The sequence below is a fragment of the Streptomyces sp. AV19 genome (assembly GCF_015999245.1).
Taxonomy (GTDB): Bacteria; Actinomycetota; Actinomycetes; order Streptomycetales; family Streptomycetaceae; genus Streptomyces.
Genome location: NZ_JAEAMR010000007.1, coordinates 1,406,100 through 1,430,803 on the forward strand (window position 1 = coordinate 1,406,100; position 24,704 = coordinate 1,430,803).

General features: G+C 68.6%; 25 protein-coding genes and 1 pseudogene. 10 read left to right on the forward strand and 16 right to left on the reverse strand.

What is annotated here, in order from left to right:
• Positions 1–117: 117 nt before the first annotated feature.
• Positions 118–330 (forward strand): annotated as a pseudogene (locus I5Q34_RS16035) (XRE family transcriptional regulator); the annotation flags it as partial.
• Positions 331–399: 69 nt separating this feature from the next.
• Here I5Q34_RS16035 and I5Q34_RS16040 read toward each other — a convergent pair.
• The 5 genes from I5Q34_RS16040 to I5Q34_RS16060 form a co-directional block, all read right to left on the reverse strand.
• Entirely contained in the window at positions 400–759 is a 360-nt protein-coding gene (locus I5Q34_RS16040; protein WP_199892846.1) for a hypothetical protein, read from the reverse strand.
• Between the two features lie 141 nt (positions 760–900).
• Positions 901–1,857, reverse strand: coding sequence for a radical SAM/SPASM domain-containing protein (locus I5Q34_RS16045; RefSeq protein ID WP_199892847.1), 957 nt, complete (start codon positions 1,855–1,857; stop codon positions 901–903).
• A gap of 173 nt (positions 1,858–2,030) precedes the next feature.
• Positions 2,031–2,174, reverse strand: coding sequence for a hypothetical protein (locus I5Q34_RS16050; protein WP_199892848.1), 144 nt, complete (start codon positions 2,172–2,174; stop codon positions 2,031–2,033).
• A gap of 217 nt (positions 2,175–2,391) precedes the next feature.
• The gene (locus I5Q34_RS35530; RefSeq protein WP_267911948.1) at positions 2,392–2,514 is read right to left on the reverse strand and encodes a hypothetical protein; all 123 of its coding nucleotides are present in this window, start codon (positions 2,512–2,514) and stop codon (positions 2,392–2,394) included.
• Between the two features lie 127 nt (positions 2,515–2,641).
• Complete coding sequence (locus I5Q34_RS16060) at positions 2,642–2,899, reverse strand: hypothetical protein (protein ID WP_199892850.1); 258 nt, start codon at positions 2,897–2,899, stop codon at positions 2,642–2,644.
• A gap of 159 nt (positions 2,900–3,058) precedes the next feature.
• Between I5Q34_RS16060 and I5Q34_RS16065 the strand changes: the two genes are divergently transcribed.
• On the forward strand, positions 3,059–3,886 hold the full coding sequence (locus tag I5Q34_RS16065; protein ID WP_199892851.1) for a helix-turn-helix transcriptional regulator: 828 nt from the start codon (positions 3,059–3,061) through the stop codon (positions 3,884–3,886).
• Entirely contained in the window at positions 3,883–4,101 is a 219-nt protein-coding gene (locus I5Q34_RS16070; RefSeq protein ID WP_199892852.1) for a DUF397 domain-containing protein, read from the forward strand. The genes I5Q34_RS16065 and I5Q34_RS16070 overlap by 4 nt, the downstream gene beginning before the upstream one ends.
• A gap of 296 nt (positions 4,102–4,397) precedes the next feature.
• Here I5Q34_RS16070 and I5Q34_RS16075 read toward each other — a convergent pair whose 3' ends face one another.
• The 5 genes from I5Q34_RS16075 to I5Q34_RS16095 form a co-directional block, all read right to left on the reverse strand.
• Positions 4,398–4,562 (reverse strand): hypothetical protein, encoded by a 165-nt coding sequence (locus I5Q34_RS16075; protein ID WP_199892853.1) that lies wholly within the window; start codon positions 4,560–4,562, stop codon positions 4,398–4,400.
• Positions 4,555–4,764, reverse strand: a complete 210-nt coding sequence (locus tag I5Q34_RS16080) for a hypothetical protein (protein WP_199892854.1) — start codon at positions 4,762–4,764, stop codon at positions 4,555–4,557. The genes I5Q34_RS16075 and I5Q34_RS16080 overlap by 8 nt, the downstream gene beginning before the upstream one ends.
• 797 nt (positions 4,765–5,561) lie before the next feature.
• Entirely contained in the window at positions 5,562–5,738 is a 177-nt protein-coding gene (locus tag I5Q34_RS16085; RefSeq protein WP_199892855.1) for a hypothetical protein, read from the reverse strand.
• An 11-nt stretch (positions 5,739–5,749) separates the two neighbouring features.
• Positions 5,750–6,892, reverse strand: coding sequence for a phage major capsid protein (locus I5Q34_RS16090; protein ID WP_199892856.1), 1,143 nt, complete (start codon positions 6,890–6,892; stop codon positions 5,750–5,752).
• Positions 6,893–7,653: 761 nt separating this feature from the next.
• Positions 7,654–8,901, reverse strand: coding sequence for a recombinase family protein (locus I5Q34_RS16095; RefSeq protein ID WP_199892857.1), 1,248 nt, complete (start codon positions 8,899–8,901; stop codon positions 7,654–7,656).
• Between the two features lie 215 nt (positions 8,902–9,116).
• On the opposite strand from I5Q34_RS16095, the gene I5Q34_RS16100 reads away from it, so the two are divergent.
• The gene (locus I5Q34_RS16100) at positions 9,117–9,791 is read left to right on the forward strand and encodes an XRE family transcriptional regulator (RefSeq protein WP_199892858.1); all 675 of its coding nucleotides are present in this window, start codon (positions 9,117–9,119) and stop codon (positions 9,789–9,791) included.
• A 63-nt stretch (positions 9,792–9,854) separates the two neighbouring features.
• Here the strand turns inward: I5Q34_RS16100 and I5Q34_RS16105 are convergent, their stop codons facing one another.
• The gene (locus I5Q34_RS16105; RefSeq protein WP_199892859.1) at positions 9,855–10,622 is read right to left on the reverse strand and encodes a GntR family transcriptional regulator; all 768 of its coding nucleotides are present in this window, start codon (positions 10,620–10,622) and stop codon (positions 9,855–9,857) included.
• Positions 10,623–10,863: 241 nt separating this feature from the next.
• On the opposite strand from I5Q34_RS16105, the gene I5Q34_RS16110 reads away from it, so the two are divergent.
• The 3 genes from I5Q34_RS16110 (at position 10,864) to I5Q34_RS16120 (ending at position 14,033) form a co-directional block, all read left to right on the forward strand.
• On the forward strand, positions 10,864–12,135 hold the full coding sequence (locus I5Q34_RS16110) for an extracellular solute-binding protein (protein ID WP_199892860.1): 1,272 nt from the start codon (positions 10,864–10,866) through the stop codon (positions 12,133–12,135).
• Positions 12,136–12,225: 90 nt separating this feature from the next.
• Positions 12,226–13,206, forward strand: a complete 981-nt coding sequence (locus tag I5Q34_RS16115) for a carbohydrate ABC transporter permease (RefSeq protein ID WP_199892861.1) — start codon at positions 12,226–12,228, stop codon at positions 13,204–13,206.
• Positions 13,203–14,033 carry a carbohydrate ABC transporter permease gene (locus I5Q34_RS16120; RefSeq protein ID WP_199892862.1) on the forward strand — a complete coding sequence of 277 codons (831 nt, stop codon included), beginning with the start codon at positions 13,203–13,205 and terminating at the stop codon, positions 14,031–14,033. The genes I5Q34_RS16115 and I5Q34_RS16120 overlap by 4 nt, the downstream gene beginning before the upstream one ends.
• On the opposite strand, the gene I5Q34_RS16125 is transcribed toward I5Q34_RS16120, so the two are convergent.
• Positions 13,978–15,309 carry a transposase gene (locus I5Q34_RS16125; protein WP_234429023.1) on the reverse strand — a complete coding sequence of 444 codons (1,332 nt, stop codon included), beginning with the start codon at positions 15,307–15,309 and terminating at the stop codon, positions 13,978–13,980. The two genes, I5Q34_RS16120 and I5Q34_RS16125, sit on opposite strands and share 56 nt — an antisense overlap.
• Positions 15,310–15,467: 158 nt before the next feature.
• Between I5Q34_RS16125 and I5Q34_RS16130 the strand changes: the two genes are divergently transcribed.
• Complete coding sequence (locus tag I5Q34_RS16130; protein WP_199892863.1) at positions 15,468–16,958, forward strand: glycoside hydrolase family 3 protein; 1,491 nt, start codon at positions 15,468–15,470, stop codon at positions 16,956–16,958.
• A gap of 361 nt (positions 16,959–17,319) precedes the next feature.
• Here I5Q34_RS16130 and nagB read toward each other — a convergent pair whose 3' ends face one another.
• Positions 17,320–18,102, reverse strand: a complete 783-nt coding sequence (nagB, locus tag I5Q34_RS16135) for a glucosamine-6-phosphate deaminase (RefSeq protein WP_199892864.1) — start codon at positions 18,100–18,102, stop codon at positions 17,320–17,322.
• A gap of 307 nt (positions 18,103–18,409) precedes the next feature.
• Between nagB and I5Q34_RS16140 the strand changes: the two genes are divergently transcribed.
• Complete coding sequence (locus I5Q34_RS16140) at positions 18,410–18,883, forward strand: TetR/AcrR family transcriptional regulator (RefSeq protein ID WP_199892865.1); 474 nt, start codon at positions 18,410–18,412, stop codon at positions 18,881–18,883.
• Positions 18,884–19,357: 474 nt separating this feature from the next.
• The gene (locus I5Q34_RS16145) at positions 19,358–20,491 is read left to right on the forward strand and encodes an alkene reductase (protein WP_199892866.1); all 1,134 of its coding nucleotides are present in this window, start codon (positions 19,358–19,360) and stop codon (positions 20,489–20,491) included.
• A gap of 385 nt (positions 20,492–20,876) precedes the next feature.
• Here the strand turns inward: I5Q34_RS16145 and I5Q34_RS16150 are convergent, their stop codons facing one another.
• The 3 genes from I5Q34_RS16150 to I5Q34_RS16160 all read right to left on the reverse strand — a co-directional run.
• Positions 20,877–21,248, reverse strand: coding sequence for a VOC family protein (locus I5Q34_RS16150; RefSeq protein WP_199892867.1), 372 nt, complete (start codon positions 21,246–21,248; stop codon positions 20,877–20,879).
• Between the two features lie 157 nt (positions 21,249–21,405).
• The gene (locus tag I5Q34_RS16155) at positions 21,406–22,932 is read right to left on the reverse strand and encodes an NAD(P)/FAD-dependent oxidoreductase (RefSeq protein WP_199892868.1); all 1,527 of its coding nucleotides are present in this window, start codon (positions 22,930–22,932) and stop codon (positions 21,406–21,408) included.
• Between the two features lie 338 nt (positions 22,933–23,270).
• Positions 23,271–24,704 (reverse strand): ubiquinol-cytochrome c reductase cytochrome b subunit (locus tag I5Q34_RS16160; protein ID WP_199892869.1); only part of this gene is annotated, 1,434 nt, incomplete at its 5' end.

Here is a 24,704-nt window from a genome sequence, read left to right on the forward strand (position 1 = left end):
CCCGGGCAACCGGTCCGCTCCAGACGGAATTTATGCTGGTGGCGGCGGTACCCCCGTGGGGTCGGCCGGTCCTGGGGCCCAAGCCCCCGGGCGGACGGACGAGGCGTGAGGAATGCGATGGCGGAGCATGAACAGCGCCGCGCGCTCGCGGACTTCCTGCGCTCGCGCCGCGAGCGGCTCCGCCCGTCCGACGTCGGCCTGCCGGCCGGACCGCGCCGCCGCACGCCCGGGCTGCGCCGCGAGGAGGCCGCGCTGCTCTCCGGTGTCAGCATCACCTGGTACACGTGGATCGAACGGTACACCCCTCGGGATACGACAGGGCAAGCGGTCGCCTGAACAGCAGGAAGCCCCGTCCGCACGCCTCGGGGGAGGATGCACGGACGGGGCTGGACGGGGAGGCTACTGCCCTCCCGTCATCTCCCGGAGGAAGTCCCCGGCCGACTTCACGAACTCTTCGCGTGCTTGCTTGAAGTCGTGCCAGTCCGGGGACTTCCCGCCGTCTTTGTGCATGGCTTGCAGCTGTTCGAGAACCGCGCGAGCCTCTTTGATGGGGCCCACGCCTTCAACGTCGATGACGTTGAATTTGGTGCGCGTTGCCGCGTAAGCCGCGTCCACTGCTGCGATGGCTTCTACTTCATCCTTGTACCGGCCGTCACTGCGGAACCAGGCGACTTGGGATTCGGTGTCTGCGGCAGAGAGGAATTCGGCGTACGCGTCACGGCGTGCGAGGTAGAGCGTGACGGTTGGTGCTTCGAGCATGCGGTTACTCCGTACTCGGTGAGCCTCTTTGAGCCCGTCTGGCTCGGGCGTCGCCACGCTACCGGCGCCCACCCCTTGATCACCGGCGTATGGGCGTAGTTCCCCCGCCTGTGCAGCTTCACGAGCACTCACGGACTCAGGTCAGCAGTCCGTGCCGGATACCCCGGGGTTGGCGTACCGGACAGATCGCGTCGGCGATAGTTGGACCTCATTCTTCTTCTTCGTGGGACCGCATGCCGCGTCAGGCGCACAGACCGTCTGCGGAGAGCAGGTCTCAAAGGACGGGTTGCAGTCGGGCAGGCACTTCGGCTTGCCATCGACAATTGTGTGAGGGAATGCCTCTTCGAGTTCGGCGCGCACTAACCGGTTCGGAACGCCGTAGTAGATTTCTTCGACGTTCTTTTCGTGCACGTTCCCGATGCTCATCCATCGGGCGAAGACGCAGGGCCATACGTCGCCGTCCGGGCCGATAGCGATTTTGCCCCGGCCGCAACGCCCGCAGAGTTTCTTGATGTCGGGGTTTTTTCCTGCCGCCCCTCGCCCGAAGGGCCTGAGCTTGTCCGTGCGCACGTCACGGATTCCGATCTCCAAGAGATCGGTTTCGGCTGGCTTGCTGCGCTGGTCTGTCAGGACGCGGATGATGCTGCCGCGCATGGGGATGCCGAGTTGTTTTGCCTTTTCGACATTGGCGCGCGTCCGGGCGTGCGACCCCTTCGACTTCGTTACGTCGTCGTGGTCTTGTGCCCAGTCTGAGTAGTAGCTGAACGCTAGCCGCACCTCGGGTAGTTGGAGCACTTCCCACGCTTCATCCCGGATGTGGGTCATGTTCGAGAAGACCTCGATGCGCATGCCCTTCGTCCGGGCGTGACGCACGTAGGCGGGAAAGCTTGGGTGCAACGTCGGTTCACCGCCGATGAATTGCACATCGCGGACGCCGGTTGCCGCCAGTTCGTCCATGACCCGGAACCAGTCGGCGTCGGTCATAGTGCCGTGGTCGCCTTGCGGGGACGAATTCGCGTAGCACTGCACGCACTCAAGGTTGCAAAACCCCGTGATCTCCAGCCATGCAAACATCAGCCGGAGAGGGAGCGCGCTCATAGATCCTCCTGAGTGAGAGATCGTATGTTGCCCTTGCTGCTGTGCTCTTCTGCTTGCCGATCGATGGTGCACCCGTCCGGCCGACTTCTGCCACGAGGACGACCGGACGGGCGTGGTTCCTGCCCCTCTGCGGAAGGGGTGTGGGAAGGTGGCGCCGACAGAGAGGCAGGGGTCTAGAAGTGGCTGGGTCTGCCGTGGACGGCCAGCCAGACGACCACGCAGCAGGCGAACACGAGACCGCCCGCGATGATCAGTCCTTCGCCCAGGCCCGCCCAGTCGAACCAGGGGCGGGGCGTCCGGTGCCGTCGGCGGGTCACCGCTCCCCCTTCCTGACCACGAACGCGAGGGACTGGCAGATCAGGCGGAACTGGCGGTGACCAGACTTCCCGGTGTGCTTCATACAGGCGTCCTGTACGGGCTCCGGTTCGGACTCGCCCTTGATTTTCCAGTCGCACCCGAGGCAGTCAGCGCCATAGGTCACGTGGTCTGGGTGAATGGTGATCGTGTGGTCCACGATCCGGGAAACCGAACGGGTCACCACCCGCGCCCCTCACGGTTGAGGACCACGACGCGGGCGCGCAGACGGTCGTTGTTGTTGGCGGGGCGGTACTCGGCGGTGTGCCACAACTCCCCGCCGACCAGGGGACGGAGTGTCACCCTGCCCAACGACCCGTCCCATGCAACTACCTTGCCGATACGGCCACTTGACGTGTCGGTGACCAGGTCTCCGGGGTTCGGCACCCATCGGGCGGTACCGGACCCGTTGACCGTGAACGACGGGCGTTCAGTCATTGCGGTGGACCTCCTCCCAGTGCCGGTAGAACTCCTCGCGCGCCCACCTGTCCTGGCCCCAGTCCTGCGCGTACCACGCCGCGCGGCGCATGTTGTTGAGGCTGGTGCACCTCTTGCACTGGTCGATGAGCTTGCCGACGACGATGCCGTCCCACCCCGACGAGTGGGGCAGCGAGATCACGTCGGGCCAGTCGGTTTCGGTTCCGTCCTGTGCGTCCATCAGCCGCACAGGACGGTGTGAACTCTCCATTTCCCATCCTCCGTGTGTCCCGCCCGTCTGGAGCGGGAACTTCCGGTGTGGGAAAGAGAGTTGCGGGACAGCCCACCGACCGCTAGTCATTCTTCTCCCGGTCGGCAGAGCGGGAGAAGAAAGCACGCAACATGACACAGTTCGGACGGAGTATCGCATATGCCAGCAAGGACGGAACTAACGCCGGACCGGTCGGTACGGCACCTATTCGGTGCACGACTTCAGCGCCACCGGGAGCATGCGGGCCTGTCGCTAGAAAGGCTGGCACTCATCGTCAATAGCAGTAAAAGCGCCTTAAGCCGCTTGGAGCACGCGGAGGTTATGCCGGACGAGGAGTTGCCAGCGAAGCTGGATGCTGCCTTTGGGACAGGTGAAGACTTTCAGGAACTCTACGTCCTGATGGTCAAGGAGATTCATCCTGACCAATTCAAGCGCCTCATGGCGATGGAGGCTCGCGCCAAGCGTGTTCGAGGGCTCGGGGCGCAGATAATCCCTGGACTGTTGCAAACTGAGGACTATTCCCGCGCGCAGTTCCAAGTTCATAGCCCGAAGGCGCCCCCGGAGCGCATTGACGAGCTAGTCATCGGTCGCATGCATAGGCAGGCCACACTACGCAGGAAGCCGAACGCCGACTTGGCATGGGTACTGGATGAGGCATGTTTGCGGAGACTGTACGGGACTCCCGACGTCGCACGCGCGCAGCTCGAACGCTTGGCGCAACTGACCTGCACGAACAGCACAACGATTCAGGTGCTTCCCTTCTCGGCAGGCCCACACGGGTTGCTAGGTGGGACGCTGACGCTCCTAACCCTGGAAGACGGAACGGAAGTCGCGTATGAGGAAGCCATCACTACCGGCACGCTGCTTGAAGACCAAGCTTCTTGTGACGAGTACCGGCGCACCTACCATCAGTTGAGCGCATGTGCGCTGTCGCCGTCTGATTCGGCGGATGTCATCAGGTCTGTGATGGAGGCAATACCACAATGAGCAACACCCCCGACCTTTCCCAAGTGGAATGGGTCAAGTCCAGCCACAGCGGCAACGGTGGCGACACCTGCGTAGAGTTCAGCCGCACGCTTGCAGCGTCTGACGTCATCCCCGTCCGGGACAGCAAGAACCCCGAAGGGCCCGCGCTGACCTTCGAGGTGGGCGCCTGGTCCTTGTTCATAGCCAACGTTAAGCGGACGACTGACGGCGTGTAACCTCTCCTTGCCCCGGCTCGCCATCAGCGGGTCGGGGCCGAGAGCCCCGGTCCGCCATCAGCAGGCCGGGGCTCTTCTGGTGTCTGGGATCACTCCGGGGCGCGGACGTCTAAGCCTGCCGACCCCACCCCCGCCGTTTTCCTCGGGTGCCGGGGAGCTGTCACGTTCTGTGGAGCACAATCCTTCCGCCGGCTGGGCCTCGTGGGTGGCAATGTCCGTTTTTCTGCGACGCTGCGTGATCAGAATGAAGGAAGCCACCGACAACCGCCCGTAAGGGCAGCCATCGGGGGCCAGGGTCAGAAATGCCGGGGGCAGCAGTCCAGCTTGAACAGGTCTAGCGGTTGCGGGTCCGTGCCGACTTCGAGCCGGTAGAGGGCGGCGAACACGGGCCACAGCGGGTGGCCGTCCGAAGCGTTGCGCTCCGCCAACTCACAGCAAAGTTCCTTGAGTTCGTCACTCACCACGCCGGTACGCCTCCAACGCTGCCACGGCAGCCGCGCGGGCGGCTTCCTTCGGGTCGGTCGGTGTCGTGGGGTCGGCCATCTTCTCGTGTGCCGACAAGGCGGCGTCGAGCGGGCCCAGGAAGCGCAACAGGGGGTGCGCCACTGGCACGCCGGACGAACCGGGGACCGTAACCCCTTCAGCGACGATCTGAGCCGCCATGGAGTCCCAGACGGACCGAAGGGCCGGGTAGCGCTCCGCGTCGTCCGAGACGGGCTCAGGGCGGCTCTTGGATGCCGTTGCAGCGCCCTTCCGGGCGCGTGCCGCTGCTTTGCGGTGCGCATCGCTGCAATACCGAGTCCGCCGGTCGGCTTCGGCGGAAATCGGAGCGTCGCATGGGGCGTGCGCGCACCTTCGTTTCATGAGTCTTCCTTCTTGAGTTAGCGGACAGTCCAGAGAGGCTTGGGCGGGACGGACGCGTTATTCCTGCTGGGGCTGGGATCGCTGAGCGGCACGGCCGCGAACTTTTGGCCCGCACTCGCCCTATGCCAACGCGGGCAAGTCGAGAGCGCGCACGATCATTCGCGTGATCGCGCCTCATGCGCGTGGACGGCAGTGGCGACACTCAATCAGCCAGGCATCCGACCGTTCCTCACGGGCAGCGCCGACGGGCAGCCGCTCTTTCGGCGCGTACGAATAGCGCGGGCACAAGCGACAGTGCACCGGAACCCATTGCCGTTCGTCTCCGCTCAGCACCGCTCGACCGTCGGGCCGGACCCACGCCGGGCGCATCCACGATGACCACTCGCTCAACTCTTCCGAGGCGCTGGGAATCTCGCACGCTCTGAACGCAATCAAGGTTCGACCATCGGCTATTCGGTGGGCCGTCCCGACCTGCCGTGCCCACCCCCGTTCCTGGAGATACCCCCCTAGGTCAGAAGGCACCCCTACCCGCATACCCGCCCCTACCGGGGTCCGATCGATATGGACCCCGGCACTCATCTCAACGAGCATGAGGATTAGACCAGTTCGGCGAGATCAGACGAGATCAGCCACTCAGCCTCGCTCTTCGGTACGTCGTAGGTCTCGCCGTTCTGGAGAACGTGGGAGGCAACGCCGTCACGGCAGGGGCCGTACGACATGTAGCCGTTCATTCGGACGGCAACGGTCGGCTCATCGGTATTGAAGAAAGACATGGCAACTCCTCTTAGGTGGTAACGGTGATCTTGCAAACAGCGGCAGCATTCGGAACGGCGATAGCGGCACGGGCAATCGCACGGACCGCAGTGCCATCCTTGAGAAATCCGAACTGATCGGAAATCTGAAAACCGGCATCCTTGCGCCAGACGGCAAACACCTGGTCCGCCTCATAGGCGAGAATGTCGGTCTCCGGCACGAACGACGAAAGCCACACGGGCACACCCAGAATCGACCGCTGAACGCCAGTCGTGGGAGAACCGGCCGACTCACTCAGAAGCGGCTTGAGAGAGCCGGACGACTCACGCAGCGCCATTAGTGCCGTCCACGCCTTCGGGCTCATCACAATCGCGGTCGCCTTCGCATTCGCCGCTTCCAGATTCCCGAAAGCCGTCACGAACGGGTCAAGATCCTTGAGCCCACCCTTAACCGCGTGAGTCTGAATACCCGGCGTGTTAGCAATGCCGACGAACCCCTTACCCGACCCGGTGCCAATCAGCGCTTCACGGTCGAACCCGAGGGCAACGGACCGCATCAGCGACTTCGCCATAGGGTTCAGAAAAGCCGCCCCGCCATCGTCCATCAGTTCATTAGCGATCAGGTCAGCAGCGGCAATCTTCTTCGGCGTGACCTTGAGCGGGTCAGCTCCGAAACCACCAGTCGGCAGGTCGTCAAGCTCTCCCACGAAGCCAGCGGAGAAGTCCGAACGGATCACGGGGAACGCGTACGTCTCCGCGCCGGTCTGGACGCGCTGAACACCGCTCTCCATCACCACCGACTGAGGCGCAAGGAGATCGACGAAGGTCCGTGCCATCTCCTCCGGAGAGAACGCCTTATTCGTGCCCGCCGTGGTAATTCCCCGCGACATTTCGATAGAGCGAGCCATCAGCTCACCAGGAGTCGCATTCACGCGCGCCTCAACCTTTCTTCCCAGGGAACGAGTCGTCCCCATCTCCTGTAGCGGGGACGTCACCCGCATTGCCTGTTCCTCAGCGGCAGCCGCCTCAAGGTGCCGCCTGATCTGGTCGTCAGCCTCCTTGACCTTTTCAAGAAGCTCCGACTCGGCCGCTCGCTCCTCTCGGTTCAGAGAACGCTTCGCGGAATCAGACTCGAACACTCGGAGGCGTGCTAGATATTCGTCGCGCTTCGCCATGTGGGCGCTCGCTCGCTCTGCATGAGACAACGGGATTCCCTCCGGAGGAATGGAAAAGCCGACCAAACCTCAAGGGGTCAGCCGGCCGTGGGGTGAAAGGTGAATACGAATCACCCTTCACTCTTATTAGTAAATGTCGCCGTCCTGCCCTGAGCGCGCTTCCTTGCCGCCCACTCGCGCTTACGCTGATGGTTCCGCTCCGCGTCTGCATTGAGTGTCAAGAATTCGGGTCCGTGCGTCGCTGTCGCACGACCGTTCGATTACCTACTCAAGTTGAGTAGGTGGTCCCCACTTAAGTGGAAGGTGGGCTCTCCTGTAATTAGAACGTGTGACACGCCTGCCGGTCTCAGCGGGCGGAGTGGTCGCGCTTCCTGACGACTGACAAACAAACAGCAGCTTTGGGTATGCCTATAGATTTTCTATAGGCATACAGAAAAGTATCTAAAAACCGTCAGTCGTCAGGAAGTCTGCCGTCTGGTGCTGTCTTTGCCGACTTGGGTGCGAAGGTCTGAGAGTTCCTGCTAGGTCTGGCTTATAGGTACAAGAAAGCCCCGGCGGGAAACCCGCCGGGGCGTGTGAAAGGCTGTCAGTGCGGCTTACGCCGCCTTCTGGTAGGCGGCAGGCCCGGACTCCTCTGCCGTCTTCTCCACGGCGTTCCAATCAATGGCGACGCGTCCGCCAGGATGCCCATTCGGGTACACGGTGACTGTGCAGCCGTACCGCGCGAGGAGCGTGCGCCGGATTTCCTCCGTCGTGGCGTCTCACGCCTCCCACAGCAGTGTGTCAGTAGGCGTCCATGTCTCGGTTACCTCCGGGTCGTGCTCGGCTTCCAGACGGGCGTACGTGGCTTCGATCTCGTTCAGCTTGGCAACGAGGGTTTCCAGTGCCGGGCCGTCCACCTTCGCCACTGCCTTCGTGACCCGCTCGCGAGACGCGGCAAGGTCAGCCATCTCCGCTGAGTGGTCGATGCCGCCGGAGTAGGTGACCTCATAGAGCGGCTCGTTGCCGTGCTTGTCGCGGAAATCGGCGAACACCAGGGGGTCTATTCGGTCGCGCATGATCGACCCATGGCCGTTCTCGCACTTGTACAGGGGGCGCTTGCGGGAGGAGAGTCCGCCGTTCATCTTGCAGCCCTGCGAGCAGAGCACCATTCCGGCGAGCCACGGGGCGTCACGCCGTTCAGCGCGTTCCCCGGCCTCAAGCTCCTTCAACCGGTCCTGCACGCGCTTGTACGTCGCTGCATTGATCACCTCGGGACCGAACTGGACGGGGGTCACGCCGTCCGCCTCGGTCACCAGCTCTCCCTTGTGCTCCCGCCACCCGCGCAGCACCACGCCGCGAAGCAGCTTGCGCCACTGCTGGCGACCGATAGGCAAAGGTTCGGCAGTCGCGGCAAGGCTTCCGCCCTTCCCGCCTGCAAGGAGAGCGTCTATCTGCTTCCGGACAAGGGCGAACGCCTCGGGATCCTCAGCCAGATACGCCTTGCCGTCACGCCGCACCACCTTGTACGGGAACGGGGCCTTCCCGGAGATCCACCGGCCTTGCTCCCGGCGCTCCTCATGGGCGGCAGTCACCCGCTCTTGGATCATCTCCCGTTCCCACTCGGCGAGAGACGCGAGGATCTTCGCTACGAGCCGCCCGCCTGCCGTGGACGTGTTCAGCGCGCCGTCCGCCGTCGCCAGGGTCACCCGATGCTTCTCGGCCCACTCAACGAGCTTCAGGAACTCCGACAGGGACCGTGCGAACCTGTCGATCCTCCAAGCGATGACGACTTTCGGCCGGTCCCGCAGGATGCGCGCCATGCCCTCAGTACGGGACTCAAGGGCGGACGCGCCGGACACGTCCTCATCGATGTACTCAACGGCCGTGTCCGGGTCGAACCCGAGCGCGACCGCCTGAGCACGGCAGGCACGCCGCTGCACGTCGATGGAAGAGGACTCGTCGGACGCGCGGGACAGACGGAGGCTGAACGCAAGCTCAGGGCGGACAGGCGGCGGGGTGGTGGTCATGCGGTCGGTAGAACGAGTGACACGCCCGTTCGCGAGGGACAGCTTCATACCCTTGTTCAAGGGAGTCGATTGCCTGTCCCCGCTGATCAGCGCGGGCGGAACGGTTGCCGTAGACGTCTTCACACTGGCGGGGGAGCGCAACGGTTTCCTCCAGAGACCTGCCCCGGACCGTCCGACGTGTGACGCCGGTCATGTCCTAGGGGGTGAGCAGTTCCATGGAGCAGGCACGGGAGATCGGCGTCAGCCGGCAGGTGCTGCACGGGCTGGCCCGGGGGCTGCTCCTCTCCCCGGCCGAGGAACGGCACCTGTTCACGCTGGCGGGCAAGGCGCCGCCGGACGGCGGGCACGCCGAGCCGGCGCGCGGGCCCGGCTCCGCGCTGCGCCGCCTCGTCGAGGCGCTCGATCCGCACCCCGCGTACCTGGTGTCGCCCACCTGGGACCTGCTGGCCTGGAACCGGGCCGAGGCCGGGCTGGTCGGCGACCCGGCGCACCGGCCCGCGCCCGGGCGGAACCTGCTGCGGCACGTCTTCCTCGACCCCGCGGTCCGAACGCTGCTGGCCGACTGGCCGGGGCAGGCCCGGGCGCTGCTGGAGCAGTACCGCGCGGCGGCCGACCGGCACGTCGGCGACCCGGAGTTCGCCCGGCTCACGGCCGAACTGTGCGAGCGCAGCGCGGAGTTCGCGGGGTGGTGGCGTACGCACGATGTCGCCGAGTTCCGCTCCGCCCGGCGGGACTTCGACCATCCGCGACTGGGGAGGCTGTCGTTCGACTACGTCAAGCTGGCCGGGGTGGACGTGCCGGGCGTCACCCTCGTCTCGTGCATGCCGGCGGACGAGGCGACGGCACGGCTGCTGCCGGAGCTGAGCGCTTGCGGCACGGCCGGGCCCTGACCGGCCGGGACGTCGGCCGTATCCGGACGTGCCCCCCCGGCCGGGCGGGGGCTCGTGCCGTCCCTACTCCACCGGCCGCCGCAGCCGCGCGACGAACTTGTAGCGGTCGCCCCGGTACACCGACCGCACCCACTCCACCGGCCGTCCCTCCGCGTCCAGCGAGTGCCGCGAGAGCATCAGCATCGGCAGGCCCGTGTCCGTGCCCAGCAGGCCCGCCTCGCGGGGCGTGGCGAGCGAGGTCTCGATGGTCTCCTCGGCCTCGGCGAGGTGTACGTCGTAGACCTCGGCCAGCGCCGTGTAGAGGGAGGTGTACCTCACCAGGTTCCGGCGCAGCGCCGGGAAGCGCTTGGCGGACAGGTGGGTGGTCTCGATCGCCATCGGCTCACCGCTGGCCAGCCGCAGCCGCTCGATGCGCAGGACGCGGCCGCCCGGCGCGATGTCCAGCAGCGAGGCGAGCCGGTCGTCGGCGGTGACGTAGCCGATGTCGAGGAGCTGGGAGGTCGGTTCGAGGCCCTGCGCCCGCATGTCCTCCGTGTAGGAGGTCAGTTGCAGCGCCTGCGAGACCTTGGGCTTGGCGACGAAGGTGCCCTTGCCCTGGATGCGCTCCAGGCGCCCCTCGACCACCAGCTCCTGGAGGGCCTGACGCACCGTCGTGCGCGAGGTGTCGAACTCCGCGGCGAGGGTGCGCTCCGGGGGCACCGGGGTGCCGGGGGGAAGGGTTTCGGTCATCTCCAGCAGATGACGTTTGAGTCGGTAGTACTTGGGAACACGCGCGGTCCGCGCACCGCCCGCGGTGCTGCCGCTCTCCGTCGTCCCGCCCTCGGTCGCCATGGCGCGCCTTCCCGACTCCGATCCTGCTGCCGTCACCGGCTCCTCCGTCCATCGCCGTCACATGGTGGCACGGGCACAGCCCGAGGGGACCGGAGATGCCCTGGTCATCCTCAGGTGTCGGTCCGGTAACGGAGCCGACAGCGACTCTTATACACCCTTGACACCCCAAAAGGTCTAGGCCAAGCTGCGGGCACTGGTCTAAACCATTAAAGACCACTTTTCGGGTGCTGAGGAGAGTGCTGTGAAGCGTGGGCTCATAGCGGCGACGAGTGTCGCGGCCTTGTTGGTGAGTGTGGCTGCTTGTGGGTCCGACAAGGGCGACGAGGACTCCGGCTCGGGGGACTCGAAGGGGAAGACGCTGACCGTCTGGTTCATGGACGGCTCGAACCCGCCCGGTTGGACGAAATCGGTCCAGGCCGAGTTCGAACAGAAGACCGGCGCCAAGCTTGACATCCAGATCCAGAAGTGGGACGGGATCCAGCAGAAGCTCACCACCGCGCTCTCCGAGTCCACCCCGCCGGACGTCTTCGAGCTCGGCAACACCCAGACCCCCTCCTACGCGGAGACCGGCGGCCTCGCCGAACTCGGCGACCTGAAGAAGGAGATCGGCAAGGACTGGACCGAGTCCCTCAACAAGCCGGCCGTCTTCGACGGGACGCAGTACGCCGCTCCCTGGTACGCCGCCAACCGCGTCGTCATCTACAACAAGAAGATCTGGGCCGACGCCGGCATCAAGGACGTGCCGAAGACCCGCGCCGAGTTCTTCAAGGACCTTGAGGCGATCCAGAAGAAGGGCGACGCCGAACCGCTCTATCTCCCGGGCCAGAACTGGTACTTCTTCGCCGGCCTGACCGTCGGCACCGGTGCCGAGCTGGTGAAGAAGGACGGCGACAAGTTCGTCTCCAACCTCGCCGACCCCAAGGTCACCAAGGCGATGGAGATCTACCAGCAGTACCAGGCGTTCAGCAAGGCGCCCAAGGACAAGGACGAGGCCACCCCGCAGCAGGCCGACGTCTTCGCCAAGGGCAAGACCGGCGCGTTCATCGGCATGGGCTGGGAGGCGGCCACCGCCGTCAAGGCCAATCCGCAGATCGAGAAGGACCTGGGCTACTTCACCATCCCGGGCGAGAGCGCCGGCAAGCCCGAGGGTGTCTTCCTCGGCGGCTCCAACCTCGCGATCGCCGAGCGCAGCAAGAAGAAGGAACTCGCCGAGGAGTTCCTGAAGATCGCGCTGTCCGACAAGAACGAGGGCGCGCTGGCCAAGGAGGTCGGCTCGATCCCCAACAAGGACGCGCTGCTGGCCAGTCTGAAGGGCAACGCGGCCGCCGAGGCCGCCGCGCCGGCCGCCAAGGGCGGTGGCACCACCCCGCTGATCCCCGAGTGGGCCGCGGTGGAGAACGCCCCGAACCCGATCAAGGCGTACATGACGGCCGTTCTCAACGGCAAGTCGCCCGAGGACGCGGCCCAGCAGGTCGAGGGCGACATCAACAAGCGCCTCAGCCAGAAGCAGTGACCCGGACGGGCGGGGGCGTTCCGTCCATGGTGCCCCCGCCCCGCCCCGGCGTACCACCGTGCAAGTGAACAGGGGAGAAGGCGGACGACGATGTCAGCGCAGACCGAAGAGGCGGCGGCCGGGACCGCCCCCGTGACCGAGGAGGGCGGCGCGCCACCGCCCCGGCGCGGCGGCCGACAAGGAACCGGACGGGCCGTCCCCTATCTGCTGATCCTCCCCGCGGCCGTCTTCACCGTGCTGCTGCTCGGCTGGATCATGGTCGAGAACGGCCTGCTGTCGTTCCAGAACCTCAACCGGCGGCAGCTCATCCGGCGCGTCACCGAGTGGACCGGCTTCGACAACTACGCGGACACGCTGGGCAATTCCGAATTCTGGCGCGTGACCCTGCGGTCGATCGTGTTCACCGCCGCCAACGTGGCGCTGATCATGGCCATCGGCTGTCTGATCGGACTGCTGCTCGCCCGGCTCGGCAAGAAGCTGCGACTGCTGCTCTCCCTGGGGCTCGTGCTGGCCTGGGCGATGCCCACCGTCGCGGCGACCACCGTCTTCCAGTGGCTGTTCGCCCAGCGCTTCGGCGTCGTCAACTACGTGCTGGACCAGCTCGGCTGGCACGCGATGGCCGAATACAACTGGACCGGCGGGCAGTTCTCCACCTTCTTCGTCATCACCGTGCTGATCGTCTGGCAGTCCGTGCCGTTCGTGGCGATCAACCTCTACGCGGCGACGACCACCATTCCCAAGGAGCTCTACGAGGCCGCCGCGCTCGACGGCGCCGACGCGTGGAAGCGGTTCACCTCGGTGACCTTCCCCTTCCTCAAGCCCTTCTTCCTGGCGACGACGTTCCTCGAAGTCATCTGGATCTTCAAGTCGTTCACCCAGGTCTTCGTCATCAACGAGGGCGGTCCGGACCGGCTCACCGAGACGCTGCCGGTCTACGCGTTCGTCGAGGGTGTGAACAACCAGCACTTCGGCATGGGTTCGGCCATCTCCATCCTCACCATCATCATCCTGGTGACGATGACGGCCTACTACCTGCGCCTGGTGCTCAAGCAGGAGGAGGACGAACTGTGAGGCGCTCCGCGATCGGCCGGATCTGGCCGGGGGCGACGGCGGTCGTCCTGTTCCTGGCCTTCGTCTTCCCCGTCTACTGGATGTTCGCCACGGCCTTCAAGGCCAACAAGGACATCGTCGGCGACACCCCGGTCTGGTTCCCCAGCAGCCCCACCACCGAGCACTTCCGGCGGGCCGTCGAGGCCGACGGCTTCTGGACGTTCGTCACCAACTCCCTGATCACCACGCTGGTGGCCGTCGCGCTGTCGCTGGTCATCGCCCTGCTGGCGTCCTTCGCCATCGCGCGCATGCGGTTCCGCGGGCGCCGCGGCTTCATCCTCGTCATGATGATGGCCCAGATGGCGCCCTGGGAAGTGATGACCATCGCCTACTACATGATGGTGCGCGACGCCGACATGCTCAACAGCCTGCCGCCGCTCATCGCCATCTACACGCTCTGCGTCCTGCCGTTCACCGTCCTGACGCTGCGCGGCTACGTGGCCGCCGTGCCGAAGGAGCTGGAGGAGTCGGCGATGGTGGACGGGTGCACCCGGCCGCAGGCGTTCGTCCGGGTGATCTTCCCGCTGCTGGCGCCCGGGCTGATGGCCACCTCGCTGTTCGGCTTCATCACCGTCTGGAACGAGTTCCCCTACGTCCTCATCCTGAGCAAGGACCCCGCGGCGCAGACGCTGCCGCTGTGGCTCACCGGATTCCGCACCACGTTCGGCGACGACTGGGGCGCCACGATGGCCGCCTCCTCGCTCTTCGCCATCCCGATCCTCATCCTCTTCGTCATCCTCCAGCGCAGGGCCGTTGGAGGCCTGACCTCCGGCGCAGTGAAGGGCTAGCACTACATCCGTGACTCCACCCACCGCTGAAGCGGCGGACTTCCTGCGTCGGTGGCCAAGCACCGTCGCAGAGGGCCAGCCCGGCCCTGTGCAGGACGTTCAGTGCGCCCACGCGGTCGGCGTTCTCCACCAGGCCGCAGCGGACGCACTCGAACTTTGCTTGAGTGACGCGGTTCTCCTCGGCGACGTGCCCGCATCCTCCGGCGGAGGGTGGGCACGTGCGCGAGGTGTTGCGGGCGTCCACCGGGATCACGCGGCGAGCGGCACTCTCAGCCTTCTGCGCCAGGATTCCGAGGAACAATCCCCAACCCGCGTCCAGGATGCTCTTGTTCAGCCCGGCTTTCGCGGTGGCACCGTTCGCGAGGAACGCGCCGCCGTTGTCGGTGTCGGGCTTGGGCCTGGGCGCCTTCGTCATGCCCGCCGTGTTCAGCCGCTCATATCCGATCACGTCGTGCTCACGCACGAGCGCCAGGGCGACCTTGTGGTGGCGGTCCAGGCGCTGACGCCGGATCTTCGCGTGGATCTTCGCGACGCGCCGGGCTGCGGCCCGGTGCTCCTTCGTCCGGCGCTTCGTGCGCTTGGGGAACGTCGCAAGGCGCCGCTGGGCCTCGGCCAACTCCTCGGCGGAGCGCTGGAGGAAGCGCGGGTTCCCGACGTGCACCCCATCCGAGGTGGTGAGGAAGTGCGTGACGCCCATGTCGATGCCCACGATCGCGCCCGTCGCCGGAAGCGGCTCGGCGGGTACCTCGTCGCAGGCGAGGACGACGTACCAGCGTCGGCCTTCCCTCTTCACCGAGATCGTCTTCACCCGGCCGCGCACTGGACGATGCTGGTGCACGCGGACATGCCCGACACCCTGGAAACGCACTCGGGTTACGGGATCGTGCGGAGTGGAGTCCCACCGGCAGCCGTCCCCGTCCTTCGGGAACGTCACGGTGTCGAAATGCCCGACGCCCTTAAATCTTGGGTGTCCCGGCTTCTCCCCGGCCTTCACGCGGCGGAAGAACGCCTGGAACGCTTTGTCCAACCGTCGCAGGGTGGCCTGCTGCGAGGAGAACGACCAGCGGCCCTGACGCTCCGGATCAAAGGCTCGGATGTCCTTGAGCTGGGCGGACTGGTCGCCGTACCGGATCGTCGTCTTCGACGTGTGCCGGTACGCGTCCCGGCGTTCCTGCAAGGCGCCGTTGTAGAGCGAGCAGTGGTCGGCCAGCATCGCCCGCAGAGCGGCTTCCTGCCCGCCGGTCGGGCGGAGAACAAACTTGTATGCGCGTATCAAGCCCGTTCCCCTCCCTACGTTGGTGCTGGTCAATGCCTGCGCGTTCACCGTATCGCCTGGCACTGACAACGAAGCGGGCTCCGCCGTCGTGCGGCTGCGAGCCAAGGACTCGATTCCCCCCACTGGTAAAGCCGGTGGTCCCCTCGAAAGAAGAGCTGATGGACACGCTTACCCGTGACGCCCTGACCGTCCTCCAGCCCGGCTTCACCGGCACGACCGCCCCCGACTGGCTGCTGCGGCGGCTCGGCGAAGGACTCGCCTCCGTCGGCCTGTTCGGGCGCAACATCGCCTCGGCGGAGCAACTGGCCGTACTCACGGCACAGTTGCGCGCCGAGCGGGAGGACGTGCTGGTGGCGATCGACGAGGAGGGCGGGGACGTCACCCGCCTCGAAGTCCGCACCGGCTCCTCGTTCCCCGGCAACCTCGCGCTCGGCGCGGTCGACGACACCGCGCTGACCCGGGCGGTCGCCGGGGAACTGGGCCGCCGCCTCGCCGCCTGCGGGGTCAACCTCAACTGGGCGCCGTCCGCGGACGTCAACTCCGATCCCGACAACCCGGTCATCGGCGTACGGTCCTTCGGGGCCGATCCCCGGCGCGTCGCCCGGCACACCGCGGCGTACGTCGAGGGCATGCAGGCGGCGGGCGTCGCGACGTGCGCCAAGCACTTCCCGGGGCACGGGGACACATCGGTGGACTCGCATCACGATCTGCCGCGGGTGGACGTGGATTTGGGGACGCTGGAGGCGCGGGAGCTCGTGCCCTTCCGGGCGGCCGTCGCGGCGGGCACCAAGGCCGTGATGAGCGCGCACATCCTGCTGCCCGCGCTCGATCCGCAGCTGCCGGCCACGCTCAGCCCGGCCGCGCTGCACGGGCTGCTGCGGGCGCCCGTCGAGCGGGGCGGGCTCGGCTTCGACGGGCTGATCGTCACGGACGGCATGGAGATGCGGGCCATCGCGGACCGGTACGGCATCGAGCGGGGGAGCGTGCTGGCGGTGGCCGCCGGTGCCGACGCGATCTGTGTCGGGGGCGGGCTGGCGGACGAGGACACCGTGCTGCGGTTGCGCGACGCGCTGGTCCTGGCCGTGCGGGAGGGGGAGTTGAGCGAGTCGCGGCTCGCGGAGGCGGCGGGGCGGGTGCGGGCGCTGGCGTCCTGGGCCGTGGCCTCGGGGGCGGGCGTTGCCCCCGATCCCGGGGTGGGGCTGGCCGCCGCGCGGCGGGCGTTGCGCGTGACCGCCTCGGCGGGGCACGTGCCGCTGGACGGGCCGGCGTACGTCGCCGCGTTCACCCCGCTGGCGAACATCGCGGTGGGCGACGAGACGCCGTGGGGCGTGGGGGCGGAGCTGGAACGGCTGCTGCCGGGGACGTCGAGCGGGACATACGGGCGGGAGACGGCCGCGGCGGACGAGGTGCTCCGGGCGGCGGGCGGGCGGCGGATCGTCGCCGTGGTGCGGGACGTCCATCGGCACGGGTGGATGGGGGAGGTGCTGGGCGCGGTGCTGGCGGCGCGGCCGGACACGGTGGTGGTGGAGATGGGGTTGCCGGTCGCGGCGCCGGTGGGGGCGCTGCATGTCGCTACGCACGGTGCGGCGCGGGTGTGCGGGGTTGCGGCGGCGGAGGTGATTGCGGGGGTGCCGGTGGTGTCGGTGTGAGGGCGGGCCCTGGAGGGGGCCGGGGGTTTTTGCCCCAGCCCCGCCCTTTCACCGTTTCCTCCGGGGCGAGCCCCGGGCCCCGGTGCCGCGCTCCGCGCGGGCGGGGGGGGGGGGGGGGGGGGCCCCCCCCCCCCCCCCCCCCGCGCCCCGGGCCCCCCCCCGGGGGCGCCCCCAAACGCCGGCGGGGCTCATTCCCCCGCCCGGGGCCCCGAAACGGGGTGCGCCGGGCCGGCCCCCAAACCGCGCCCGGGCTGGATTCCATGCCATGCACGGAATCCAGCCCGTCCGAGGAGCGGCCCCTCCGGAGAGTTCGGGGGCAGGGTTGGGGCCAGACCTGTGCCCCGCCTGCCCCTGGCGGGGGTTACAGCCCCTGCCAGGCCGGCTTGGCCGCGTACGTCGCGCGGAAGTAGTCCGCCAGCTTCAGTTCGGACGCGGCCGCCTCGTCCACGACCACCGTCGCGTGGGGGTGCAGCTGCAGCGCCGAGGCGGGGACCAGGGCGGAGACCGGGCCCTCGACCGAGCGGGCCACGGCCTCGGCCTTGCCGGCGCCGGTGGCCAGGAGGACCAGGTGGCGGGCCTCCAGGATGGTGCCGATGCCCTGGGTGATGACGTGGTGCGGGACCTCGTCGATGCTGTCGAAGAAGCGGGCGTTGTCCTGCCGCGTCTGCTCCGTCAGGGTCTTGATGCGGGTGCGGGAGGCGAGGGAGGAGCAGGGCTCGTTGAAGCCGATGTGGCCGTCGGTGCCGATGCCCAGCAGCTGGAGGTCCACGCCGCCGGCCTCCGCCAGCGCGCGGTCGTAGGCGTCACAGGCGCCCTGGACGTCCTCGGCGTTCCCGTCGGGGCCCGTGAAGGAGGACTCGGTCAGCCCGAGCGGCTCCACGACCTGGCGCAGCACCGTGGAGCGGTAGGACTCCGGGTGGTCGGCCGGCAGGCCGACGTATTCGTCGAGCTGGCAGATGCGGGCGCGCGAGGCGTCCAGCGCGCCGGAGCGCACCCGGGCCGCCAGGGCGTCGTAGATGGGCAGCGGCGTCGAGCCGGTGGCAACGCCGAGCAGAGCGTCGGGCTTGCGGCTCAGCAGGGCGGCGATGGCCTCCGCGATGAGTTCGCCGCCTGCCTTGGCGTCCGGGACGATGACAACTTCCACGTGGGCCTGCCGATCTGGTGGGGGTGGTATAGACCAATCTTCACCAATCTAACAGAGGTCGGCCCATGCCGGAGGTCGCCGACGCGCTACGTGGAAAAGGCCGCCGGGCCGGCGGTATCGGTCTGTGGAGCGCCGACAGGACCAGAACCCGTTCTGGCGCAGCGCAACGAAGCAGGAAGCCACGGATTCCCTCCCGGAGCCCGTGTCGCGCAGCGGCGCAGCAACGGGGGAGAAGGCCGGAATCCTCGGGTTTCAGGTTCGAGGAGCAAGTCGAGAGGCCACCTCGATCGCCGGCCTCACCCGCGTCATGGGCATCGGCGCGCCCAGCCTCTACGCCGCGTTCGGCGACAAGAAGGCCCTGTTCTCCGCGGCCGTCGAGGAGTACGGCCACACCTACGGCGCCTTCTTCGGCCGGGCCCTCGCCGAGGAGCCCACCGCCCGCCGGGGCGTCGGGCGCGCCCTGCGCGAGGCCGCCGCCGCGTACACGGCCCCCGGCCGGCCGCACGGCTGCCTGGTCGTCACCGCCGCCACCAACGCGACCGCCGCCTCGGCCGACGTGGTGGCCGGGCTGCGCGAGCGCCGCGAGGCCGACGTGCGGGCGATGGAGCGGGTGATCGAGGCGGACAAGGCAGCGGGCGGGCTCCCGGCGGACACCGACGCGCGCGCCCTCGCGCGCTTCACCGCCGTCGCCGTCCAGGGCATGTCGCAGCAGGCGCGCGACGGCGCCACGCGCGAGGAGCTGGAGGCCGTGGCCGAACCGGCCCTGCGGGCCTGGCCGTAGAGCCTTGGGGAACGGACGGCGCCACGGGCCGCGGCGCGCGGCAGGGACCCTCGACCCGACCGGCGCCGCAGCCCGGAGCTGATATCGGCCGGCCCGGGTCCGCGGGGTGTGCGGGCCCCGTGCCCGGGGTCGGCCGACCGGGGCCGCGACGCGGTCAGGGCAGAGAGCGCCGGGCCCTTGCCGCCCACCTGTGCGGGGTGGGCGGAGCTTTACTCGCTCATTGTGGACTAGACCATTCCTCGCTGTCCATGCCCGGGCCGGTGTTCTCTCCGGCCGCTCCCCTCGAAGGTCCGTGCGCCCCGGGCGGGGGGTCACCTTTCGTCGTCAAGTTCGTTTGATTTCATGGTCAATGCATGGAGTCGGGGCGACGGAACAGGCGGTGATCGACGTGCCGGAACCGCGGGTGCGGTCCGCCCCCTCGCGCGCGACCTTATGCCGGCCCTCGCCGGCCCTGAACCATGAGGGGAACACACGATGAGTACGACCCGGCCGACCACCACCCTGACGCAACCGCTGCTGCGACCGGTGGAACTCGGCGACCTGACGCTGCCCAACCGGGTGGTGATGGCCCCGACCACGCGCGCCCGCGCGGTCAACGACGAGCTGGTGCCGACGGATCTGCACGCGGCCTACTACGGCCAGCGGGCCAGCGCGGGGCTGATCATCACCGAGGGCAGCTGGATCAGCGAGCGGGCCATCGGCTTCATCAACGTCCCCGGCGCCTACAGCGAGCAGCAGGTGGCCGCGTGGCGGCGGGTCACCGGCGTCGTGCACGCCCTCGGCGGCCGGATCGTCCAGCAGCTGTGGCACGTGGGCGCTGCCTCGCACCCCGACCACCTCGGCGGTGAGCTGCCCGCCGGCCCGTCCGCCGTCAACCCCAACGAAATGACCTTCACCGCCCGGGGGTTCACGGACACCGTCACCCCCCGCGAGATGACCGCCGAGGACATCGCGGCCACGGTCGCCGACTACCGGGCCGCCGCGCGGAACGCCCGCGAGGCCGGGTTCGACGGCGTCGAGATCCACGGCATCGGCCCCTACCTGATCCCGCAGTTCCTCAACCCCCGGCTCAACCACCGCACCGACGCCTACGGCGGGGACGCCGCCCGCCGCCGGCGCCTGCTGCTGGAGATCGTCGAGGCCGTGGCCGAGCCCTGGGAAGGACGGCGCGTCGGCGTCCGGCTGTCCCCCTACTGGACCTCCGGGGACCGCTTCGCCCCGGACGAGCGGACCCTCGCGGACTACGACGAGCTGGTGGCCGAGCTCAATCACCACCCCGTGGCCTATCTGCACCTGCGCGGCCGGGACGTCCCCGCCCCGGGCGGCACCCCGGACTTCGAGGCCGTCGCCCGCTACCGGCGGCTGTTCGACGGCCCGTTGATCGCCAACAACGGCTTCGACCGGGAGACGGGCAACGCCGTCGTCGAGGAGGGCATCGCCGACGCCGTCGCGTACGCCACGCACTTCATCGCCAACCCCGACCTCGTCACCCGCTTCGCGATGGGCCGCGAGCTGGCCGGCGCGAACCAGGCCACGTACTACGCCGGCGAGGCCGAGGGATACGTCGACTACCCCGTCAGCGGCTGGGAGGGCGGGGATCCCAAGTAAACGACAGTGCCGGGTGAGGGGCAACCGCGGGGAATTCCCCGCCGCTTGTACGTCTTGTACGCCTCTTGTCCGGTGTAGGGGGCACGAGTAAATTCCGTCGGGGTGGGTCCGCGTGCGCCCCGCGAATTGACGGATGGAGGGAGGGGCCGGAAACCCGGTCCCTCCCTCCATCCGTCCGTCCATCCGCCCGTCCGGGGCGCTGTGCCGTTCGGGAGCGCGTCCCTCCCGCGCGCCCGCTCCCGGCGGTGAACCGTTTCGGCCGACCGCCGCGTTCACTTGCGTCGATCACACGCCGCGATCGGAGGCGCGACCGGAGGCGCGATCGGAGGCGCGATCAAAGGTGTGATCAGAGGCCGCGATCGACCGCCGAGGTGACCCCCCCGCCTCAGTGGCCGCGTTCGGTCAGCCCGTAGAGGTTGCCGTCGTCACCGGCGATCTGTGCCCAGCGGGCGTTCTCCCGCCACGGCGCCACCTGCGGCTCCACGACGATCGTGACGCCGCGCGCCCGCAGGTCGCCCACGGTGGCGTCCAGGTCGTCGCAGTCGAACCAGCCGTGCGTCATCCGGCCGACCGTGGAGCGCAGCCGCGCCAGGACCTCCGGCTCGACGGCCGCGAGCACCACGCAGGTCTGCGACCCCTTCGGACGGACTTCGACCCAGCGTCCGCCGTCGTTGAGGGGTACGTCCGCCATGAGTTCGAAGTCGAGGATCTTGGTGAGGAACTCGACAGTTCTGTTCCGGTCGCTGACGTAGAGCACGGAAAGGCGCGGATTGGTTATCAACTGATTCCCTCTCGGGTTGTCGAGGTGGCCCGGGAGAGAATAGTGAGAGCAATCGTGCGGGATATTCAATTTCCGTGGTGGAACACCGGGTTGCCGGATTACTGTGATCCGGGGGCGAGTCGGTGGAAAAGGATCAGCGGACCGGTGAGCCGACCGGGCGCGCGCCGCGCACACCGGCGGCCGGGGGCCCGGGCACGCGCTTCACCGGCGAGCCCTTGCGCCGGGGCGTGCCGTGGGTGGTGCTGGGCGGGTCCGTCGGCGCGCCCCGGCGCGGTCCGCGCAGGGCCGCCGCGAGCACGCCCGGCCGCATGGGCGGCAGCGGGTCGACGAGCAGCTGGCCCTCCAGCAGGGCGCCGGCCGCCCGCCGGCTGCCCGGGGCGGCCGCGGCGAGCCGGTCGGCGTAGCGGCGGAGGAGCCGGGTGCCCAGGTCGGGCTGTGTTCCCTCGGGCCGGGAGGGGGCGAAGTCGGCGGTGGTGGCGGCCTGCCAGGCGGACGCGACCTGCCGGGCCAGGCTCTGCCGCAGCCGGTAGGTGACCCCGACCGGGCTGCCGTGGCTGCGCAGCAGCGAGTCGAGCAGCAGCGCGCAGTGGACGGCCACCGACATGCCGTGCCCGTAGGAGGGGTTGAAGGTGGCCAGGGCGTCCCCGACGACGAGGAACTGGTCGGGCCAGCGACGCATCCTCTCGTAGTGGCGCCAGCGGTTCTCCCCGAGGCGGGAGCGGTAGACGGGACCGAGAGGGGTGGCGCCCTCCAGGACCTCGCGCAGCAGGGGGTGGCGCAGTTCGCCGGCGGCCCGCAGGAAGCCGTCGTGGCCGGCGGGGAGGCCGTCCGGGCCGGCGCTCCCGAAGAGGCCCCCGGAGAAGCCGCCGGAGAGCGACACCATCCACTTGCCGCCGGCGACGGGGGCCAGGACGCCCTCGCGCGGCGCGTCCGGCGAGGCCATCAGCCGCAGGTACGTCCAGTCGGCGACGTGGCCGACGGGCGGGGCGAACAGGGCCGAGGCGCAGCCCGTCCCGGTGCCGGACACGGTCTCCTGCGGCGTCCCGTAGCCCAGTTCGTCCAGCCACCGCGGGGCGCGCGAGGCGTCGCCCGAGGCGTCGACGATGAACTCGGCGTCGATCACCCGGGGTTCGCCCCAGCCGCCGGGGGTGCCGCGGTCGCGGCCGCGGACCCACAGGCCCGTCACCGTGTCGTGGCGGCCCGCCCGCAGGCCGACGGCCTCGTGCTCCTGGAGGAAGGTCACCTTGGGGTCGGCGCGCAGCCGGTCCCGCACCACCGCGTCCAGGACGTCGCGCGATCCCGTGGTCATGGCCAGCTCGCCCTCGAAGCGGGGTATCCAGCCGCCGGGCCCGAGCAGGAGGGTGTCCTGCGGGACGCGGACGTTGACCATGCCCGCGGCGTGCAGCTCCCGGGTGATGCCGGGGAAGAGCTGCTCGAGGCCCTGGCGGCCCGGCGGCATCAGGTGGTGCGCGTGCCGGGCGTGCGGTACGCCGCGGCGCCGGCGCGGACCCTGGGGGAGCCGGTCGCGTTCGACGACGGTGACCCGGTCCATGTGGTCGACCAGGGCCTGGGCCGCGGTGAGGCCCGCGAGGCCCGACCCGATCACGACGGCGTGGCCGTCTCCGGCGTCACGGCCGCCGGTGCCCGAGCGCAGGCTCATCTTCTCGCCCTTCTGGTCGCGTTGTGCAGGTGAGAGCGCATGGCCTGGCCGGGGTCCGGCGGTGCCTGCGGGGTCGGAGCCGCGGTTGGGGAAGGTGTCCCGCGGCCCCGGTCGGTGGTGCGGGTGGCGAGGTGCGGCCGGTGCGGGGCCGGGCATGGGCGGCGCGGTCCGGGCGGCGGAGGCCGGCACCGGTGGATTCGTCGACGGAATTATGATCGCGGCTCGTCGCGGCCCGGTCCATTGTGGCCGGGTGCACGCCCTATCAAGTCACCTTGCAGTCAAGTGATGTGGGAAGGCCCGGCGTCCCCGCGCAGGGGGGAACGCCGGGCCGGTGGAACTCAGTGGTGGCCGTGGCCGCTGGTGATCTCCAGGTACTCCTCGGTGGTCGGCTTGGGGATCTGCTTGCCCTCGCCGAAGTAGCCCTGGGAGAGCCGGGCGCGCAGCTTCTCCTTGCGGGTCAGCTTGCGCTCGACGCCGTTGTCGTCGACCGCGGACTCCAGCGCGACGGGCCGGCCCTGCTCGTGCGCCGTGAGGACGTGCAGCTGCTCCTGCGTGAGCGGCTCGTGGACCTCGACGAACTCACCGTGCGGCAGCCGCTTGATGATGCCGGACTCGCGTCCGTGCAACACCTTGTCGCGGTCGCGGCGTTGCAGACCGAGACAGATGCGCCGGGTGATGACGAAGGCCAACGGTGGGACCACGAAGAACCCGATGCGGGCGAACCAGGTGACGCCGTTGGCCGACAGTTGGAACAACAGCCCCAGCAGGTCGTTGCCGCCGGCCAGCAGCAGCACGCCGTACCAGCTGAGCCAGGCCACGCCGAAGGCGGTGCGGGTCGGCGCGTTGCGCGGCCGGTCCAGGATGTGGTGCTCGCGCTGGTCGCCGGTGATCCACGCCTCGACGAACGGGTACGCGGCGAGCACCCCCGGCACCGCGACCAGCAGCACCACCGGGATCAGCACGCCGAAGTTGATCGTGTGCCCCAGGACGTCCCACTCCCAGCCGGGCATGGCCCGGACGGCACCCTCCGTGTAGCCCATGTACCAGTCGGGCTGGGAGCCGTTGGAGACGTGGTCCGGGCGGTACGGGCCCGCGTCCCAGACCGGGTTGATCGTGGCTATCGCGGAGATGGCCGCGATGGCGCCGAAGACCAGGAAGAAGAAGCCGCCCGCCTTGGCCATGTAGACCGGCATGAAGGGCATGCCGACGACGTTCTTGTTGGTCCGGCCCGGACCCGCGAACTGCGTGTGCTTGTGGTGGAACACCAGGATCAGGTGACCCACCATCAGCGCGAGCATGATGCCCGGCAGCAGCAGGACGTGGATCGGGAAGAACCGGCTGACGAAGTCCGTGCCGGGGAACTCCCCGCCGAAGACGTAGAACGACAGGTAGGTGCCGACCAGCGGGACGGCCAGGATCATGCTGTCGGCGATGCGGACACCGGTGCCGGAGAGCAGGTCGTCCGGCAGCGAGTAGCCGGTGAAGCCGGTCAGCATGCCGAGGACGAACAGCAGGAAGCCGAACATCCAGTTGACCTCGCGCGGCTTGCGGAACGCGCCGGTGAAGAAGACCCGCATCATGTGGACGAACATGGCCGCGAGGAAGATCAGCGCGGCCCAGTGGTGGATCTGCCGCATCAGCAGACCGCCGCGCACGTCGAAGCTGATGTCCAGCGTCGACTTGAACGCCTCCGACATCCGTACGCCCTGGAGGGGGACGTACGAGCCGTGGTAGACGACCTCGTTCATGCTCGGGTGGAAGAACAGCGTCAG